Here is a 16,374-nt window from a genome sequence, read left to right on the forward strand (position 1 = left end):
TCGCTGCTGGAAAAAAGGCGACGAGCGCGAGGGGGTGGCTGCTATTTCCCTACCTTTGCTTCCCTCTTCGCCTTGTGCTCGCAGGCGGCGCTGTTGATGCATTCATCGCTCAACATGAGTCGTGCGACCGGGCAGCCGCCGACGATGTGCGACTCGACAATCTCGTTCACGTCCTCGGTCGTGACTTTGCCGTACCAGACGGCTTCCGGATACACGACGACCGTCGGCCCATGTTCGCACTGATCCAGGCAGCCGGATTTGTTCGCACGCACCGTCGCCTTCAGCCCGCGCTGCGCGACCGCCGCTTTGAATTTCCGGTGCAGATCGCCCGTGTTCCCTGGATCGCAGCTACCACGCGGATGATCGGCTGAGCGCTGGTTGGTACACACGAAGATGTGCTTCTCGAATTTCGGCATGATCTCGGTTTCCAATAAAGTCTCGTTTTGATGATAGCTGCCGAAGTTGTTCCCGGATGAATGCCGGGGCAACAGCTCGGAGCACGGTCGAGCCTACATGTAGCTGAGCCACCAGTCGCGCCGTCGTTGCTTGACGTCCGCGAACCACTTGCAGGGGAAGTACAGCGCGAAGACGATCAATATCCATGCGGCGTAGATGAAGGGCAGGCTGTGTCCATAGCCGCTGGGCATTGGGTTTAGAAGGAACCCGCCCCATAGAAGCCACTTTACGGGCTGATGATAAGCAAGCGCTGCCACGATGGCGAAGAGGTGAATCGCGAAGAGGTGCAGTACATAAAAGAAGAACGGCACACGGCCGAAGACAAGGAGTTTCTCTCCGAACCTCCCGGCCAGCGACTTGAAGTTGAAACGATCGAACCACGCAAGCGCCATGATCGCGGGACCGAGCGTCATCAGCAGAAACTGAAGCGAGGGCGGGTACTTGGTAACGTTGAAAAACGAAATCAATGTTGCTTCCAAGGTGGCCTGAGGATGGAACGGTCCGGCTGCCCATGGAATAAATGTAGTCTCCGCCGGTGGGTTGCCGTACCAGTTCGCCAGACGCAACACAACGAACAGCATAGTCATGGTGCCGCCCATCAGCAGCAGCAACCGGCGGCGCTGCTCGGTTGGCTTTCTCAACACGGCGCCAAATGCGTAGCCGGCAGCCATGACGCCTACCCACGGCACGAGCACATACATGGAGAAGAAGCCGACGGGCTGACCTTTATACTCGGCGACCTGAATCATGCCTGGCTGATGAACAAGGTGCCAGATCCAACCCAGCTTCCCAAACGCCGCCGGAGTCAGCGTGTCCAGCGTATTATGCAGCGCGACTGTGGCTATGCCGAAGATGGCGATCCATGGTAGCGGCAGACGGACGATGGCGGCCATGCATACCATGCAAAGTCCAAGCTGCCAAATCACCAGTCCGAGCGGCAGCACGGGGACAAAGGACCATGCAAATGCAATCAGCGTAACTTCCAGCAGCATGAACCAGAGGCCGCGTTTCCAAAGAAATGTCGATAACCCGGAGATTGGTTTGCCGCGCGAGGCCGAAAGAAACGCGCCCGTCCCCGCAAGAAAAAAGAACGTTGGCGCGCAGAAGTGAGTAATCCAGCGCGTAAAGAACAGCACTCCATATGTCTGGGAAGTGTCTTCAGGAGGAAATCGAAGATAGGTGAGGAAGTCGCGCGTGTGATCGAGAGCCATGATTACCATCACGATTCCACGCAGAAGATCGACGGAGTCTATGCGCTTCGTGACGCGAAATGACCCACCCTGGACTTCGGCAAGATCTAACTCTCCTGCGGTTCCGCTGGCAGGGTTGTGAACGGTAAGCATGGAAGCGCTCCTGTGGCTGTGGCACACGACTTCGAGGGGCCTGTGAGCCACGACCCACGCGTGGCCTCCAATGGACGATACCTTAGCACAAGTCTGGTTGCACTACATCGATACAAGCGCCAATCTGCACGACAACCTTCGCCGCGTCAGCATCCCCGGGCGACGTAGATGCTGAACGTATCCGTCGTGATAGCGCGCCGGAGTGAGCGGGCAGTGTTGAGGACGAAGCCACATTCTGGAGTGTTGTAGATGACAAACACTGGACGCGGATGCTGCCGTATGGAGCGGTCGATAATTTCCGTTACGGTGCGAATAACGTATTCAGGGAATGGGTTGAAGAGGTATATGACCAGCGGCTCGTCCGGCAAGGTGAAATCGCGCGCATCGGCCGCATAGGACTGAATGTCGTGACACTGCTGCGTCGGAGAGTGGTAGGCGCGAATATTCTGCTCGGCTATGTCGTGCAGCTCAGGTTGGAGTTCTACGCCGATGATGCGGCGAAACGGATACTCGGATGCCAACAGCAGCGCGCGTCCTTTGCCCGAGCCCAGGTCGATGAAGGTGAAGTCGCGGAAATCGATCTCCATGCGTTCCATCATCAATTGGAATTCGTAAGGGACCGTGGGCTGGTACTGGCGCTCGCTGAGAATCTCGCGCAGACGGACTTTGAACGGCAGACGCGCCCAGGTAGTGTCCACGCGGAAGTCGCAGTCGAAATCGATGTCGCCGAAACGCATACGCCGCCGCTCGGGGAGACTATCAACAACCATCTCTCGAAGCTGCGACACTAGGTAAGCGGTCGTCTTACGAAGACCGCGATAGTGCACGGACTCGCGCATCCATTGCAGGAATGCTGCCCCCAGACTTGCTTGCGACGACGTTGGCATGTGTTTCCAGTCTAACCTCTCGAAGAAGAAAGACGGGCCGTCTTCATGCGGAGGACGGCCCAAGGGGCAGGAATGCACGTTCTAGTGTGACGCGCTGGAGAGAGGTTGCGTGAGGTGCTGAACGAGCCCGCTTGCTGGAACTTGTCCCACCATTCCATTCAGGAGAGGACCACACCGTTCGACAAAAGCTGCCGCGAAGTACTTTGGAATCAGAGTTCCTAAATCTGCGTTGTGTTCACTCCTCAGTGCACGTCAGGCCGCGTTCTGGGCGTACTGTTCTGGACTCGTTTCGAAAACCTCCTTGCACTCCTCCGAGCAGAAGTGGAATGTCCTGTTGTTGTAATCAGACGTTATGGTCGAATTTTCTTCCTCGACTCTCATGCCACAAACCGGATCAATCGCCATCTCCAATCCTCCCGTCGATTGGGCGGTTCCCGTTTCCGGGATTTATGATGCGGGCAGATGGCCTCGGCGCTGCAATTGTGACTGCACATTCGCGTTAGCCGCGGATCAGAGTTCTATGGCAGATTAGATCGCTACAATGCCGACTAGTACTGTTGTTGCTTCAGGATCGCGGGCAGTCTTCGCGCATCGCGACTTCCGGCTTTTTCAGATGGCGCGTCTGCTGACGATCGTCGGCATGGAGATGCAGTCCGTCGCGTCGCCGTTGTGCCGGCAAGTCTATGAAATCATCAAACGACAAGCGTGAGTCCAGTCGGAATCTAGTTCGATTGTCTTGCTCTGAATGCAGCTCTCGAATTTCTTTGCAAAGCAAAATCTCACGCACGATACTGAAATCAATGCAAAGGACCATCATCACCATAACCGGCAGCATCATCGCGTTGACGCTGTTAGTACTGCTGGTTCACCCGGCAACTCTGGTGCCTAATGCTCCCGTTGCCGAAAGAGCTCTGCACCTGGTCCTGCATTCCCTCGTTCTATTCGTCAGTGCGCCACTGCCGCTCCTGGCAAGCCTCGCCACAGCCCACGTCCTCGCACAGACGGAAAACTCGGCGACAGAACCTGGCGACCGCCTCGCTCTGATTTGCGCAAGACTCTGCTGATCACATCCTCCTGCAACCGATGTCGTGCCGCACTAGCCGCGACACGCGTATTGATCACCTGCAACCTGACAGGAGGAACCACATGTCCACTACGGCGGCCCGGCGCACAGCGCTGGCGCCCATGATCCGATACGACGATTTCCACACGCATGAATGGATGCGAACCAAAGCTCCTTGCCGATGGCACGGAAAAGTTGAGCTGCGCTTCGAACCCGTCCCATTCTCATCACTCGAACACGCCGGCAGCTACGTCCGTCCCGACGTATACGAGCGCTGGGTTGCGCGATTGCGCATGGGCCGAAAAATTCCGCCACCAATCGCGTGCGAAACGGAGCGTGGCTCGCTGTACCTGCACGACGGCAATCACCGCCACCGCGCGCTCCAGGAGTTCCTTGGTGAGCGGACGAGTACGTTGGTACGCACGGCACTGCTCGTTCCGCGTGAGGGATACCAGTTCCGCTATCGATGGTTTGGCTGGTATGGAACGTACGTGCTTGAGCGCAGATCTCAGTGCGAAGTGATCCTGCCGAGCCGAACTCTACCGCTTACGGTCGCGGTTCGCGGGCCGAACTCGTTCGGCGAACTTGCGCGGCCCATGAATACCTGGCGGATTCCAATCGGAACTTAAGACAGCGGATGCGGCTAGGGCACGTTGAAGGCACGCCCTTCAATTTTCATCAGCAGCAGCCTGGGCATGGCGCTGGACGCATTCTCCTGCAATGACCGACGCTCAACCTCTATAGACCAGCTTTAGCACTGAGCAATCATCGTTAAGCGGCGTACATCCTCGAAACCGATCTACGGCGCCAAAGACGGCTTCCAGCGAACATCCCTGAGCTACCGCCTGCTCCAGGCGCTCGTCTCCGAAGAATTCCCCGGCGGCGTCTTCGGCCTCGATGATGCCATCGCTGATGACAAGAAGTTCATCGCCTTTGTGCAGCTTCACTACTTCGCCCTCGAATGTTGCCGGCAGTACCAGACCTACTGGTAGATTCGAATTCGACGGCCGGGTGACGGTATCGCCGGAGACCAGCACGGGCCTGATGTGTCCGCAATTGATGTACTCCAGCGTACCGAAGGGATCGAGTTTCGCAAGTACCAGGGTGGCGTATTTCTGCCCGAAGACCTTTTCGTAGATGAACCGGTTTGCGATCTCGGCGATCTTGACGAGCGGAATTCCCTGCACAAGTTGTGGATACACCATGCCCTGAATGATGGACGCCAGCAGCGCGGCCGACATGCCTTTTCCTGAGACGTCGGCGAGCACCAGCGCCAGCGAATCGGCGAGCCGGATAACGTCGAAGAAATCTCCTCCGACCTCCTTGCAGGAGATATTGCGTGCTTCGATGGATGCGAACGGAACGTGCGGCAGGTTCACGACCATGAGCCGCTGTTGGATTGTGGACGCAATCGCCAACTCCCGTTCGTATGCCAGCGCGTCCTGCTCGGCCTTCACCAGTTGCGCGTTCTCCACCAGCGAGGCGGCCTCCGTCGCCAGCATCCGTAACAGGTCGTGGCTGACGGACGACAGCTTGCCTGCGATCAAATGGCTGTCCAGGTAGAGCACGCCATTTATGCTTCCATGAGTTTCGAGATGCTGGTTTTCACCTTTGCGAAATTGCGATCTGCGCAGCGGGATGCAGACTATGGTGCGGAGATCGTGCGCCACAATGCTCTGCCTTCCAGCGAGCTTTGCTTCATCTTCCGTGCCGGTTACGAGGAACTCCGATGCTGTGCTTGTCGCTTCCCGTAACACCGAGCGCGAAATGCCCTTCGCTTCTGTTAACACCAGTCCGCGATTGTCGCGCCCTTGCGCCAGTTCCAGTTCGCCGCGCCGGTCGCATAGAAACACGAAGCCGCGTTCGGCGCGGGTAAGGCGCAGAGCACTGTCTATCAAGGTCACGAGCACGTCCGTCAGCACGCCCGAGGTATTCAGCGCATGCGCCGCCTCAAGAAACATGCGCAGCGTCTCAAGTTCGCTGGCGCCCGCGGTCGGCCTCGCGGCAACCTGGGTAAGGAACTGTCGTGCCCTGCTCTTTTCTTCGGCCGGCTGCTCACAGTGGAAAAGCACACAGCACTCGCCGGGAGCACCGAACTCTATGCGGTCGCCGGGCTTGAGCAACCTGCGCTCAACGCGCTCACCGTTGACGAACGTGCCATGCGTACTCTGCTGATCGACAACGTAGTATCCGCCGCCTCCGAACTCAATCCTGGCGTGCTCACGCGAGACATGCGCGTCAGGAAAAACGATGTCTCGCCCGGCGCGGCGGCCTATGGTCAGCGTGGCGCCTTTCAGTTCGATTCTTTGCTGGCCCGATCCGCGAACAACGAGAAGGTACCGCGACTCCTGCTCTGGTGTGACCTTCGGAAGCGGCGTTCCAGACGCCATCATTCTTGCCTTTCTTGCGGAATCCCCCACGAACGTCCGCGATGGTTCGATGAGTGTAGCCGAGGTGCAGATGCATCACAACCAGTTGTGAGATACGCTGGCCGGATTTGCATTCTCGTACTAGCGCCGTAAGCCTTCGGCACTCACGACGTGCTCGTAGTTCAGTGACGTAAGATAAAGAGCGACGATGAAACGCTCCGGAATTGCGGACCTGCCATTGCATGGCGGTCGTGTGCCTGCATGGCTGGCCGAGCGCATGACTACGCTCGGGACTGCGATCGTGGAGAGCGTCGTCCACCACTACGGGACTTCCGCGCTGCTCTCACGGCTCAGCGATCCGCTCTGGTTCCAGGCGCTTGGCTCCGTGATGGGGATGGACTGGCACTCGTCGGGAATCACGACGTCAGTTTTGGGCGCGCTCAAGCGCGGAGTCAATCCTCGTTCACAGGAACTGGGAATCTACATTTGTGGCGGACGCGGCAATCAGTCGCGTAAAACTCCCGAGGAGCTGCGCGACGTTGCCGAGCGAACAAGTCTGGACGCTGACGCGCTTGTCAGAACCAGCCGGCTCACTGCGAAGATCGACAACAACGCGATCGCCGACGGCTTCCAGCTCTATCTTCATAGCTTCATTCTCACAAATTCGGGTGAGTGGACGATCGTTCAGCAAGGGATGGACGATGGCAGCGGGTTGGCACGTCGCTACCATTGGCACTCGGCGTCAGTACGGGATTTCACGTCCGAGCCACACTCCGGCATCGTCGGAGAACATCAGGGTACGATCATGAACCTGGTGGACAGCCACGCGAAACCGGCTCAGCAAGCGATGCTGGCAGTTGTGCGTGAGCATCCGGAAGCTACGCTTCGCGGCATTCGCACGCTCGTCATGCCCAGGCATCACGATGTTCGCGCCGAGAACATCGACGTGAAGCGTCTCGGCGCCGTTCTGGCTGTTGCTTATGAACGTGAGTTTCGCGACTTCGCGTCCTTAGTGCTGCTGGAGAACCTTGGCCCGCGAACGCTACAGTCGCTCGCGCTGATTGCTGAGGTCGTACACGGAGCACCGAGCCGTTTCTCTGACCCTGCGCGATTTTCATTCGCGCTCGGCGGCAAGGACCGCCATCCCTTCCCCGTGCCGCTGAAGACCTACGACAAATCGCTTTCCGTGCTCCGCAGTGCGCTCGACGGCGCAAAGTTGGGTGACACGGACAAGATAGATGGCTTCAGCCGTCTTGATCGTTTTGTGCGCGCAATTGAGCGGAGCGGCGCGCCAGAGGCAGACTTTGCTGCCACAGTGGCGCATGAGCGCCGCATCTCGCCATCACTCGATGGACGTAGCGTCTTCGACAAGCCTGCCGGGAAACATCCCGCGAACAAGACAATCTCGACTGCGGCGAAGCGCGAGTCGAAGGCCGGCGCGAAGCAGTTGCCGCTATTTAGGCCTGGGGCCGAATAGAAAACTGGCATCGCCAGTATTGAAGTCGTACTGACTACTTTGAACAACTACAGGAGTCATCCTGAGCGAAGCGAAGGATCTGCTTTGTGCCGCTGCTGGAACAAAACAGTTCCTTCGGCCGCGCCAAAACGGGCGCAGCCTCAGGATGAGACACGCCTCTAGAAAAGAAAAAGCCTCGCGATGTCGCCATCGCGAGGCTTGTAACTTTTCCGCGTGATCTCTTACGCGGGATGTCTCTGAAGCACTTCGCCGGGTAAGCGAATTCCTCTCGATCGCGAACTGGATGCAGACCTGGAACCGCTTGCGGGCCTCGCGTTCCGCGAAGGCGCTGGACGAGGGCCCCTGCTGTATTCACTGTTGTCACGCGAACTCGCTCGCTCTGTTTCGATGCGACCGCCAACGAGAACCTTGCGTTCCATGCGCATTCCCAACGTGCGTTCCAACCGGCGCAATTCCTGCGCATCTTCTCTGGAGTACAACGTGGATGCCAAACCGGAGCCGCCGGCGCGCGCCGTTCTGCCGACCCGATGCACGAAGTCTTCCGCAACTTGCGGAAGGTCATAGTTGATGACGTGTGCGATGTCCTGCACGTGAATGCCGCGGGAAGCAACGTCGGTGGCGACCAGTACCTGATAGCGTCCTTGCTGGAAGCCGGCGAGCGCCGCAGTCCGTTGCATCTGCGAGCGGTCTCCGTGGATCATTGCGGCCGCGAAGCCGTCGTTGATCAGGCCTTTCGCGAGTCGCTCCGTCCCGCGCTTGGTGCGCGCGAAGACAAGACAGCGGCCGGATTCGGCAGCGAGGATCTGGTGCAAAGCTTCTTTCTTCTTATCGGCGTGCACTTCGAAGGCCTGCACGCGAACATTTTCCGCCGGCTTCAACGTAGAACCCAGCGCGACGCGAACAGGATTGCGCATGCAACCGTTGATCAGGTTCACCACGGACGCCTCAAGCGTCGCGGAGAAGCACATCGTCTGGCGCTCTTTTGGCAGGACAGCAACAATGCGGCGAATCGCCTGCACGAATCCCATGTCGAGCATGCGATCCGCTTCATCGAGGATGAGGATGCGAAGCATGGCGAGATTGATCAGGCGGCGGCCGATAAAGTCTTCCAATCGTCCGGGAGTGGCAACGACCAGCCTTGCGGTGCGGAGGCTTTTAAGCTGCGGCCGTTCATTCAGGCCGCCAACAACGACTACCGCGGGCGGCAGCTTGGGTCCGCGCAAAGCGTTATACGCGTCTACAACCTGCATAGCCAATTCGCGCGTGGGGACAAGCACCAGCCCTGCGATTCCCTTGCTGCCTTGGTTCAGCGCCTGCTCCATCATGGGCAGCAGGTAGGCAAGTGTTTTGCCTGTACCTGTTGCGGCGGTAGCCAGAACATCTTTGCCGTTGAGAGCTTCGGGAATGGAGGCGGCTTGAACCGGAGTCGCGGTAACAAATTGAGCGGCCGCTAACCGTCCCTGTAAATAGGACGAGATGGGCAGCTCTGTAAACTTAATCATGATGCTACTTTCTGCCTGGCGGACAAACGCCTCGCAGATACACAGGAATTTCCCTGAGCACCATGACGTGCATCGCCAGTTCACTTGAATCTGGATGTACGCTCGAAAGACAACGGGTACTAAAGGCGGGATATTCTCAGATCAGTACTGCACCGTAAGAACCGCACCACACACAACCGTGGTATTAAGCGTGGAGCTAGTGTAGCACACCCGATGTCACGGGACGGCTCGCACAGTCCTTGGAATCAGCAGGATAGTGCAAACAGTATGCTGCGCCACATGATCCTCAAGCCGATCGCAAGGAAACAGCGGTTGCAATCAGAGCTTTTTCGTCACCGCCGCCGAGATCTTCATAACCAAATTTCGGGGCGCTAAACGTTCGGATTGAATCATCAGCTTGTTCTGCCAGCCTGGAATGATCAGCCGCTTACCCCGCATCAGCCCCTCAAAGCCAGCGCGAGCTACAGTCGGCGCGTCCATAGTGAACGGCCCCTTGAACAACGCCGATTCAGACATCTGCGCACGGCGCTGGAACTCCGTCAGTGTCGGGCCCGGACATAGGGTCGAGACCCTCACACCAGCACCACGCATCTCTTCCGCAATCGCCTCGGAGAAAGACAGTACGAAAGCCTTGCTTGCGTAATAAACCGCCATGTTCGGCCCCGGTTGAAACGCAGCCGTCGAGGCCACGTTCAGCACGCGTCCCTTGCGCGCGACGATCTGCTGCAAGAACAGCTTCGTTAGGTGCACGAGCGACGTCACGTTCAACTGAATGAGCGCGAGCTGCTCTTTCATCTCGAGCGAAGCGAATGGACCACTTGTTCCGAAACCTGCGTTGTTGACCAGGCAATCGAGTTTGAGTCCGAGTTGGCGCACCTGGTTCCAGGCCTCATGCGGCCCGTGAGCCTCTGATAAGTCAATTGAGAGCGCATGAGTTCTAACGCCAAACTCGCTCGCGAGGCGATCCGCCACGTCCTTCATCCTGGGAGCGCGACGCGCAAGGAGTACGAGTTCCCAATCCTGCCGCTTGTCGGCAGCGAATAGCCGAGCCAGTTCATACCCGATTCCGGTGGAGGCTCCGGTGATCAGGACCGTGCGTGCGGAAGATGCGTTCGTCATGGCACACAGTTATAGCGCGAAGGTGCTGCCAAGCACGAACGCAAATGGAAGGCGCGCAAACTTCGTTGCGCAACCTTTTTCTAAACCTTGGGTTTTGAGGTGCAGGAATCAGAAAACAAGGTTCGAAGGTTCGGCGGAGGAAATCGATGAAACGGATTTGGATCACGCTCGGCTTTCTGTTAGCGACAGCACTTAGTATCGCGTCGGTCGCTATGGCACAAACGACAGTATCCGCCCCAACCGGCAGCGATCTTCAGGACCTGCGGCAGGACAGACGCGAACTTCGAGGCGACCGGCGTGACGTTCGTTCCGACAGGCGCGAGTTGCGAGGCGACCGCCGCGAACTTCGTCGGGACCAGCGCGAACTCCGCCATGAAATCCGGAGCGGCGATGCGTTCGGCGCAGCGCGCGAGAGACGCGAAATCGCAGGCGACCGTCGCGAAATCCGCTCCGACAGGAGAGACTTTCGGAAAGACGTGCGTGACGTTCGCGCCGACCGTCGTGACATGAGACACGACCGCAGAGACCTCCGCGGCAACCGCCGTGAAGTTCGCCACGATCTCCGCGAACTTCACCGTGATCGCCAGCGCATCCGCAGCGCACAGTAAGGTGCAACACAGTTGTTGCATGTGGGACCAGGAGCGCGGCACGGTTGCTGCGCTCCTGCTGCGTTTGGCCCGAACTGGCACTTCTTCGACCGGGTAAAGAGGTGGCCGCAGCTTCTCGGCCGTTTGCACTTGCGTCGTTTACACTTGGATTGATGGAGATTCAAGAGCAGGTCGCACTCGGACCACTGACGACGCTCGGCGTTGGCGGACCAGCCCGCTACTTTGCCGCTGCCCGCACAGAAAGCGACATTCACTCGGCTCTGGAGTTCGCGCGCGAAGAAGGCCCGCCCCTGTTCGTGCTCGGAGGCGGCAGCAACCTGGTGGTCGGCGATGAAGGCTGGCCCGGGCTCGTACTCAAGATTGAGATCGCCGGTATCAATGTCCGAACGGAAGACGGTCGAACACTGTTTGAGGCCGGAGCCGGCGAAGACTGGGACACTCTCGTCGCCCTCGCCGTCGCTGAGAATTGCGCAGGAATTGAATGTCTGAGCGGAATCCCTGGAACGGTTGGCGGCACTCCGGTGCAGAACGTCGGTGCCTATGGGCAGGACGTTTCCGAGACGATCATCCGAGTACGCGCCATTGAAGCGCGCGATGGCAGCGTACACGAGTTCACCAACTCGGAGTGTGGCTTCGCTTATCGCACGAGCCGATTCAATACCGTCGACCGGGGACGCTTCATTATCACGCGGGTGACATTCTCGCTCGCCGAGAACGGCCGCCCGAAGGTCGAGTATGCCGATCTCAAGAAACATTTTGCGGGACAAGAGCGACCAACGCTTGCTGAAACACGCGAAGCGGTCCGCGCCATCCGGTATCAGAAGGCGATGCTGGTCGTCGAAGGCGACGATGACGCGCGCAGCGCTGGCTCATTCTTCAAAAATCCTGTTATTGACGTGTCGCACTACGAGCGAATCGCGGCAGAAGCGAAGCGCCGCGGATTGACCGTTCCGAAGTATTCTGCGGGCGATATGCATGTGAAAGTTCCAGCCGCATGGCTGGTCGAGCAGTCAGGAATACAAAAAGGATTTACTCTCGGACGCGTCGGCATCTCGCGCAGGCACACGTTGGCGATCGTGAACCGTGGCGGAGCGAATGCCGCCGACGTGCTCGCCCTCAAGGAACTGGTGCAGCAGAGGGTGCGCGAGAAATTCGGCATCGAACTGCAACCGGAGCCAGTTTTCGTGGGAGTGCAACCAGAACGGCAGCCCCTGACCTTGGCCACGAGTGACTGAGTATCGCTCTAGAAGCGTGCTCCCGAATACCCCTAATTGCTTTGCTGCTGACCGATCTGCTTTGCTTCGGCAGCGACCAAAGCAGATCCTTCGCTTCGCTCAAGGATGACGGGTTCGTAGTGGTCGCCTGGCGGCGCTCGGCTGCTGACCTGCTCAGCCGCTCAGCGACTTAGCAGCTCAGCAGCCTCCTTGTGGCTTCTTTAGCAACGTCGCCCTATAGAATTGTTGCCCTCCTGCCCGCTACTTGCGTCCGCCGAAAATTGCTAGTGGATGCTCGAAGCTCAGGTACAAAATGATTCCGGTATCGCCCGCGCTTGGGCCGGCACCGATGGGAACGGCGAGGCCCGGAACGATCTGAAGGCCACTTCTGAAGTTATGTGCCCAACGCACGCCGGGACTGATGAGCAGGTCGTGTGCGCGCTGCGTCTTGTCGCTTGCAACCACAGACTCGCTCCCTGTCCACACAGTCTCGAGCATGACATTGAAGTTCTGGCGTGCCAGCCAGATGAACGACTGGCCAAGGTTGTAGCCGTTGACAGAGGCAGTCTCGCGCAGTTCGTTGCGCGCACGCGGCACCCAGGTTGCGCCAGCATTGAGGTGCGTCACAAGCTTGCGGTTCAACGCAATGCTGACCGGAAGGTTGACCTGCACTCCGGCTCCGCCGTAGCCGCGGCCAAGGCGCACGTCGCCACTCGGCAGCAGTGCGCTGACACGCGGAGAAATGGCGACGCGCGTGTCTCCGCTCCCTAGGAGTTGATAGCGATAGTTAATGGCCGTGTCGCCGATTCCGGCGCCCGCACCGGCAAAGCCAGTGCGTGTGGCGGAAAGAGTAAAACTGAACTGGTGCTTCTGCCCGGTAACGGGCCACTCTTCCGTGAAATTGTAGACCCACTCCTTGGTATCAAAGCTGCGGGTAAAGAAGCTGATGTGCTGTATGACACCGGGCTCCTGGTTGTAAGCCTCCTCAATCAGGAAGCTGTTGTCCTGAATGGGAGCGGGGTCGGCCGGTTCGGATTGCTGGCCGGCTAATTGCCCTACTGCCAGGGATAGCGCGAACGCGGCGAAAAGGAATCGGGCGACGGATCTCATGAATGGCCTCGTGCCGGGGGTTTTATGAACATGAAAATCATTTTCAGGACGGCTCAATCCTAGGCGGACTCGCAAACCCGAGTCCGTGACACTGGTCACATGATGCGCGTTCACAACAACTTCGGATCCGCGCCTTTGCGGCGAGTTGTTCACGTCTGCACGTATCGGCAACAGAGGGCGATACACATCAATCGATGCGGGCTCGGTTGGGAGATTTGCTCGCCATACTGGGAGCACGGCGTGTGCTCCGGTTATTGCGCTTTCACTTGCGTAGCAGGTGGCAGGAATGCGTTTTTATTACAAGCCACACGGGAGTACCCGGCTCGAGGTGAAGTGAGTTGACGGCAGCGGGCGTGAGATGCACGTCGAAGACGACGGCGGGATCGGCGGCGCAGGCGATGGTGGCCGTTATGACGAAGTCTCGGCGAGTCAGAGTACGGACATCTCCAGCCAGGAGGTTGCGAGCGCTGATGGATTCAGGCTTGCGAGTAGCGAGCAGGATGTCTCCGGCGCGTACGCCGACGCGAAGGCGTTGGCCGGCTTCTGAGCGCACGAGTGGGACCTCCAGAAGCACAGGAGCAGAGGTGCCCTCGGGTGCAAAGACCGTTGCCAGCGCCGATGCCGCATCGCCGAGGTGCGGCAGCAGCCTGCACGTCATGCTTCCCTGTTCGTCGTTGAGCCCCTGCACGATGCAATCGAAGACGTTTTCGAAGCCGACGAGTTGCGCGATAGTTTCGTGAACCGGCGCTTCGAGAACTTCGTGCGCAACTCCCTCGGAGAGAACGCGGCCCTGGTCGAGCACGATCACGCGCTCGGCGAGGGAATAGACCTCCTGCCGATCGTGCGTTACATACAGGATTGGAATGCGGTGGTCGCGGTTCCATCGGCGCAGGTCGTCGATGATGGAGTTCTTGGTCGGGGCATCGAGCCCGCTAAGCGGTTCGTCCAACAGCAAGTAGCGAGGGTCCGTTACCAGCGCTCGCGCGAGTGCGACGCGCTGGCGCTCGCCGCCGGAAATCTGCGCCGGACGACGCGAGGCGCAATGCCCTATCCTGAAGGATTGCAGGATTCCGCTGGTTCGGTGTTGACGCTCGTCTCGCGGGAGGCCGGCGAGTCCGTACGCGATGTTCTCGGCGGCAGTCAAATGCGGAAACAACGCTAGGGACTGGAACAGGTAACCGACAAGGCGATGCTCTGGACGCACGTCGACGTGCGCGCGGGTACGGGTTTCGCGATCAAACAGCACGCGATCGTTGACGGTGATGCGCCCCGCGTCGGGAGTGCAGAGTCCGGCGAGGCTGTCGAGAATTGTCGTCTTACCAGAGCCGGACGCACCAAACAGAACCGTGATGCCGGGGCGCAGGATGAACTCGGCACCGACTGAGAATCCGCTGTCGAACCGTTTGTCGATGCAGGCGTAGAGCGTGTTCGCCGGTGACGGCTCCGCAGCGCCTGGGGCGAGCATGGTTCGACGGTCAAGTTGGTTGCGCGCGATCATCGTCTGGCGAAAGGCCATGCCGCCCAGGCACGCCGGTTGAATCCGTACACAAAGCAAAGAAGCACGAATGAGATAGCGAGCAGCAGCAGCGCCATCTGATTTGCGCCCACGTAGTCGAGCGCCTGCACTCGATCGTAAATGGCGATGGAAACGGTCTGCGTGGCTCCAGGTATGTTACCGCCAATCATGAGCACGACGCCGAACTCGCCAAGAGTATGCGCAAAGCTGAGTGCAAAGCCTGTGAGCAGTCCCGGCAGCGACAACGGAAGCACAATGCGCCAGAAGGTACGCAGGCGCGACGCTCCGAGCGTAGCCGAGGCGGCGAGCAGCTTGCGATCGACACCGGCAAATGAAGCCGCAATCGGTTGAACCGCGAATGGCAAGCTGTAGCAGATGGAACCTATGACGAGTCCCCGGAAAGTGAAAACCAGGGTGTGACCTGTCCAGTCTTGATAAAGGCGACCTAAGGGGCTGTTCGGGCCGAGTGCAACCAGGAGGTAGAACCCGAGCACAGTTGGCGGAAGCACGATTGGCAACGCGACAACGGCTTCGATCAGAAACTTCCACCGTCGCCGGGTGAACGCGATCCAATATGCGATGGGCACTCCGAGCGCAAGCAGCACCGCAGAGACAATGGTCGCCAGTCGCAACGTGAGCCACAATGGCTGGAAGTCCATGGCAAGAGAGTAGCGCAAGATTGGGGCTTCGGCATATGCAGTTGTCGAGGGATGGGAGTTGTTGGTGGGAAACGCTGGTGCTGCACGGCCACGCAGCAGCATTGGCCCAGTGCTCAGTGACCTAGTGGCTGAGCAGCTCAGAAGCTCGGCGAATAAACCCGTGGCGGGCGAAAATGGCGCGAGCTTCCTCTGTGCTCAGGAACTGAAGAAAGGCGCGAGCGACTTGCTGGTGCGGTGCGTTCTTGAGAACGACACCGACTTGATCAAACTGCGGGTAGGAGTTGGCCGGAAGTGGCGACCAGTGTCCGTCGGCCTTTCGAGAACTGAAAAGCAACGACGCCGCAATAAGACCAGCCTGAGCGCTGCCGGAATCCACGAATTGTGCCGCTTGCGACACGTTTTCTCCGTACACGAGCTTGGGCGCGACTTGGTCATAAATGCCGAGCTTCCGGAGAGCCGCGACGGCTGCACGCCCATAAGGCGCGTGCTGCGGGTTGGCAACCGCGATTTTACGTATGCTGGGAGAGAGCAGCAGTCGAGCGTCCAGCGGGCTCCGCTTGGAAGGAATCCAGAGTACGAGGACGCCGCGAGCATAAGTAATCTTTGTTGGAGCGTCGGCCAGCCCGCTAGAGATAAGCCGGCTCGGGAAATCGGCGTCGGCTGACAGGAACACGTCGTAGGGAGCGCCATTCGATATCTGTGCAAAAAGACTGCCGGAAGACCCAAGTGAAGGCTTAACGGTATGTCCGGTTTTCGCCTGGAAAACGGCCGAGAGATCCTTTAGCGCGTAAGTAAGGTCGCTGGCCGCGGCCACAGTGAGTTGATCGGCAACTGCGGCGGGGCTGTGGCACAACAGAGCGGCTGCGAGCACGACGGCAGCAACAGTCCTGGAGAATCGACATTCTCGCAGAAGTCTTGCCGGACGCGGAATTCGCGCCAGAAGGGACGCACAGCCCCAGCCGGAACACGTTGCGCGAAAAACTGTAAGTCTTTGCTTACCTTGGCTTGAGACGTGAGTCCAATCAGTTGGTCGAAAATCCATTTCACGGCC

General features: G+C 58.8%; 16 protein-coding genes. 4 read left to right on the forward strand and 12 right to left on the reverse strand.

Annotation, left to right across the window (positions count from 1 at the left end):
- Window positions 1-41: 41 nt before the first annotated feature.
- The 4 genes from VN622_01365 to VN622_01380 all read right to left on the reverse strand — a co-directional run bounded on the left by VN622_01365 (window position 42) and on the right by VN622_01380 (window position 3,091).
- Window positions 42-416 (reverse strand): (2Fe-2S) ferredoxin domain-containing protein, encoded by a 375-nt coding sequence (locus VN622_01365; protein ID HWR34501.1) that lies wholly within the window; start codon window positions 414-416, stop codon window positions 42-44.
- A 93-nt stretch (window positions 417-509) separates the two neighbouring features.
- Window positions 510-1,799 carry a heparan-alpha-glucosaminide N-acetyltransferase domain-containing protein gene (locus tag VN622_01370; protein HWR34502.1) on the reverse strand — a complete coding sequence of 430 codons (1,290 nt, stop codon included), beginning with the start codon at window positions 1,797-1,799 and terminating at the stop codon, window positions 510-512.
- Window positions 1,800-1,945: 146 nt separating this feature from the next.
- A complete protein-coding gene (locus VN622_01375) occupies window positions 1,946-2,686 on the reverse strand; it encodes a class I SAM-dependent methyltransferase (GenBank protein HWR34503.1) in 741 nt (246 codons plus the stop codon).
- 252 nt (window positions 2,687-2,938) lie between these two features.
- Window positions 2,939-3,091: a YHS domain-containing protein gene (locus tag VN622_01380; GenBank protein HWR34504.1), complete on the reverse strand. Its 153-nt coding sequence runs from the start codon at window positions 3,089-3,091 to the stop codon at window positions 2,939-2,941.
- 136 nt (window positions 3,092-3,227) lie between these two features.
- Here VN622_01380 and VN622_01385 point away from each other — a divergent pair, with 136 nt between their 5' ends.
- Together VN622_01385 and VN622_01390 are read left to right on the forward strand one after the other, a co-directional pair.
- Window positions 3,228-3,395 (forward strand): hypothetical protein, encoded by a 168-nt coding sequence (locus VN622_01385; protein ID HWR34505.1) that lies wholly within the window; start codon window positions 3,228-3,230, stop codon window positions 3,393-3,395.
- A gap of 437 nt (window positions 3,396-3,832) precedes the next feature.
- Window positions 3,833-4,378 (forward strand): hypothetical protein, encoded by a 546-nt coding sequence (locus VN622_01390; protein HWR34506.1) that lies wholly within the window; start codon window positions 3,833-3,835, stop codon window positions 4,376-4,378.
- Between the two features lie 102 nt (window positions 4,379-4,480).
- On the opposite strand, the gene VN622_01395 is transcribed toward VN622_01390, so the two are convergent.
- Window positions 4,481-6,142, reverse strand: a complete 1,662-nt coding sequence (locus tag VN622_01395; GenBank protein HWR34507.1) for a SpoIIE family protein phosphatase — start codon at window positions 6,140-6,142, stop codon at window positions 4,481-4,483.
- 184 nt (window positions 6,143-6,326) lie between these two features.
- Here VN622_01395 and VN622_01400 point away from each other — a divergent pair, with 184 nt between their 5' ends.
- Window positions 6,327-7,595 carry a DUF763 domain-containing protein gene (locus VN622_01400; protein HWR34508.1) on the forward strand — a complete coding sequence of 423 codons (1,269 nt, stop codon included), beginning with the start codon at window positions 6,327-6,329 and terminating at the stop codon, window positions 7,593-7,595.
- 221 nt (window positions 7,596-7,816) lie between these two features.
- Here the strand turns inward: VN622_01400 and VN622_01405 are convergent, their stop codons facing one another.
- The 3 genes from VN622_01405 to VN622_01415 all read right to left on the reverse strand — a co-directional run bounded on the left by VN622_01405 (window position 7,817) and on the right by VN622_01415 (window position 10,845).
- Window positions 7,817-9,097 carry a DEAD/DEAH box helicase gene (locus tag VN622_01405; GenBank protein HWR34509.1) on the reverse strand — a complete coding sequence of 427 codons (1,281 nt, stop codon included), beginning with the start codon at window positions 9,095-9,097 and terminating at the stop codon, window positions 7,817-7,819.
- 318 nt (window positions 9,098-9,415) lie between these two features.
- Window positions 9,416-10,216, reverse strand: coding sequence for an SDR family oxidoreductase (locus VN622_01410; GenBank protein HWR34510.1), 801 nt, complete (start codon window positions 10,214-10,216; stop codon window positions 9,416-9,418).
- A gap of 179 nt (window positions 10,217-10,395) precedes the next feature.
- Window positions 10,396-10,845 (reverse strand): hypothetical protein, encoded by a 450-nt coding sequence (locus tag VN622_01415; protein ID HWR34511.1) that lies wholly within the window; start codon window positions 10,843-10,845, stop codon window positions 10,396-10,398.
- 131 nt (window positions 10,846-10,976) lie between these two features.
- On the opposite strand from VN622_01415, the gene VN622_01420 reads away from it, so the two are divergent.
- On the forward strand, window positions 10,977-12,059 hold the full coding sequence (locus tag VN622_01420; protein HWR34512.1) for a UDP-N-acetylmuramate dehydrogenase: 1,083 nt from the start codon (window positions 10,977-10,979) through the stop codon (window positions 12,057-12,059).
- A gap of 240 nt (window positions 12,060-12,299) precedes the next feature.
- Here the strand turns inward: VN622_01420 and VN622_01425 are convergent, their stop codons facing one another.
- The 4 genes from VN622_01425 to modA form a co-directional block, all read right to left on the reverse strand.
- Window positions 12,300-13,148, reverse strand: a complete 849-nt coding sequence (locus VN622_01425) for a transporter (protein HWR34513.1) — start codon at window positions 13,146-13,148, stop codon at window positions 12,300-12,302.
- Between the two features lie 262 nt (window positions 13,149-13,410).
- Window positions 13,411-14,664, reverse strand: coding sequence for an ATP-binding cassette domain-containing protein (locus VN622_01430; GenBank protein HWR34514.1), 1,254 nt, complete (start codon window positions 14,662-14,664; stop codon window positions 13,411-13,413).
- Window positions 14,643-15,323, reverse strand: a complete 681-nt coding sequence (modB, locus tag VN622_01435) for a molybdate ABC transporter permease subunit (GenBank protein ID HWR34515.1) — start codon at window positions 15,321-15,323, stop codon at window positions 14,643-14,645. The genes VN622_01430 and modB overlap by 22 nt, the downstream gene beginning before the upstream one ends.
- Window positions 15,324-15,444: 121 nt before the next feature.
- Complete coding sequence (gene modA, locus VN622_01440; protein ID HWR34516.1) at window positions 15,445-16,194, reverse strand: molybdate ABC transporter substrate-binding protein; 750 nt, start codon at window positions 16,192-16,194, stop codon at window positions 15,445-15,447.
- Window positions 16,195-16,374 lie beyond the last annotated feature (180 nt).

Source organism: Clostridia bacterium (genome assembly GCA_035561135.1).
Taxonomy (GTDB): domain Bacteria; phylum Acidobacteriota; class Terriglobia; order Terriglobales; family Acidobacteriaceae; genus DATMYA01.

Excerpts from the sequence above, each read along its gene's own strand:
- VN622_01375 (HWR34503.1), bottom strand. The coding sequence starts at position 2,686 with ATGCCAACGTCGTCGCAAGCAAGTCTGGGGGCAGCATTCCTGCAATGG.
- VN622_01415 (HWR34511.1), bottom strand. The coding sequence starts at position 10,845 with ATGCAACAACTGTGTTGCACCTTACTGTGCGCTGCGGATGCGCTGGCG.
- VN622_01380 (HWR34504.1), bottom strand. The coding sequence starts at position 3,091 with ATGGCGATTGATCCGGTTTGTGGCATGAGAGTCGAGGAAGAAAATTCG.
- VN622_01370 (HWR34502.1), bottom strand. The coding sequence starts at position 1,799 with ATGCTTACCGTTCACAACCCTGCCAGCGGAACCGCAGGAGAGTTAGAT.
- VN622_01410 (HWR34510.1), bottom strand. The coding sequence starts at position 10,216 with ATGACGAACGCATCTTCCGCACGCACGGTCCTGATCACCGGAGCCTCC.
- modB (HWR34515.1), bottom strand. The coding sequence starts at position 15,323 with ATGGACTTCCAGCCATTGTGGCTCACGTTGCGACTGGCGACCATTGTC.
- VN622_01395 (HWR34507.1), bottom strand. The coding sequence starts at position 6,142 with ATGATGGCGTCTGGAACGCCGCTTCCGAAGGTCACACCAGAGCAGGAG.
- VN622_01425 (HWR34513.1), bottom strand. The coding sequence starts at position 13,148 with ATGAGATCCGTCGCCCGATTCCTTTTCGCCGCGTTCGCGCTATCCCTG.
- VN622_01385 (HWR34505.1), top strand. The coding sequence starts at position 3,228 with ATGCCGACTAGTACTGTTGTTGCTTCAGGATCGCGGGCAGTCTTCGCG.
- VN622_01400 (HWR34508.1), top strand. The coding sequence starts at position 6,327 with ATGAAACGCTCCGGAATTGCGGACCTGCCATTGCATGGCGGTCGTGTG.
- VN622_01365 (HWR34501.1), bottom strand. The coding sequence starts at position 416 with ATGCCGAAATTCGAGAAGCACATCTTCGTGTGTACCAACCAGCGCTCA.
- VN622_01420 (HWR34512.1), top strand. The coding sequence starts at position 10,977 with ATGGAGATTCAAGAGCAGGTCGCACTCGGACCACTGACGACGCTCGGC.
- VN622_01405 (HWR34509.1), bottom strand. The coding sequence starts at position 9,097 with ATGATTAAGTTTACAGAGCTGCCCATCTCGTCCTATTTACAGGGACGG.
- VN622_01430 (HWR34514.1), bottom strand. The coding sequence starts at position 14,664 with ATGGCCTTTCGCCAGACGATGATCGCGCGCAACCAACTTGACCGTCGA.
- VN622_01390 (HWR34506.1), top strand. The coding sequence starts at position 3,833 with ATGTCCACTACGGCGGCCCGGCGCACAGCGCTGGCGCCCATGATCCGA.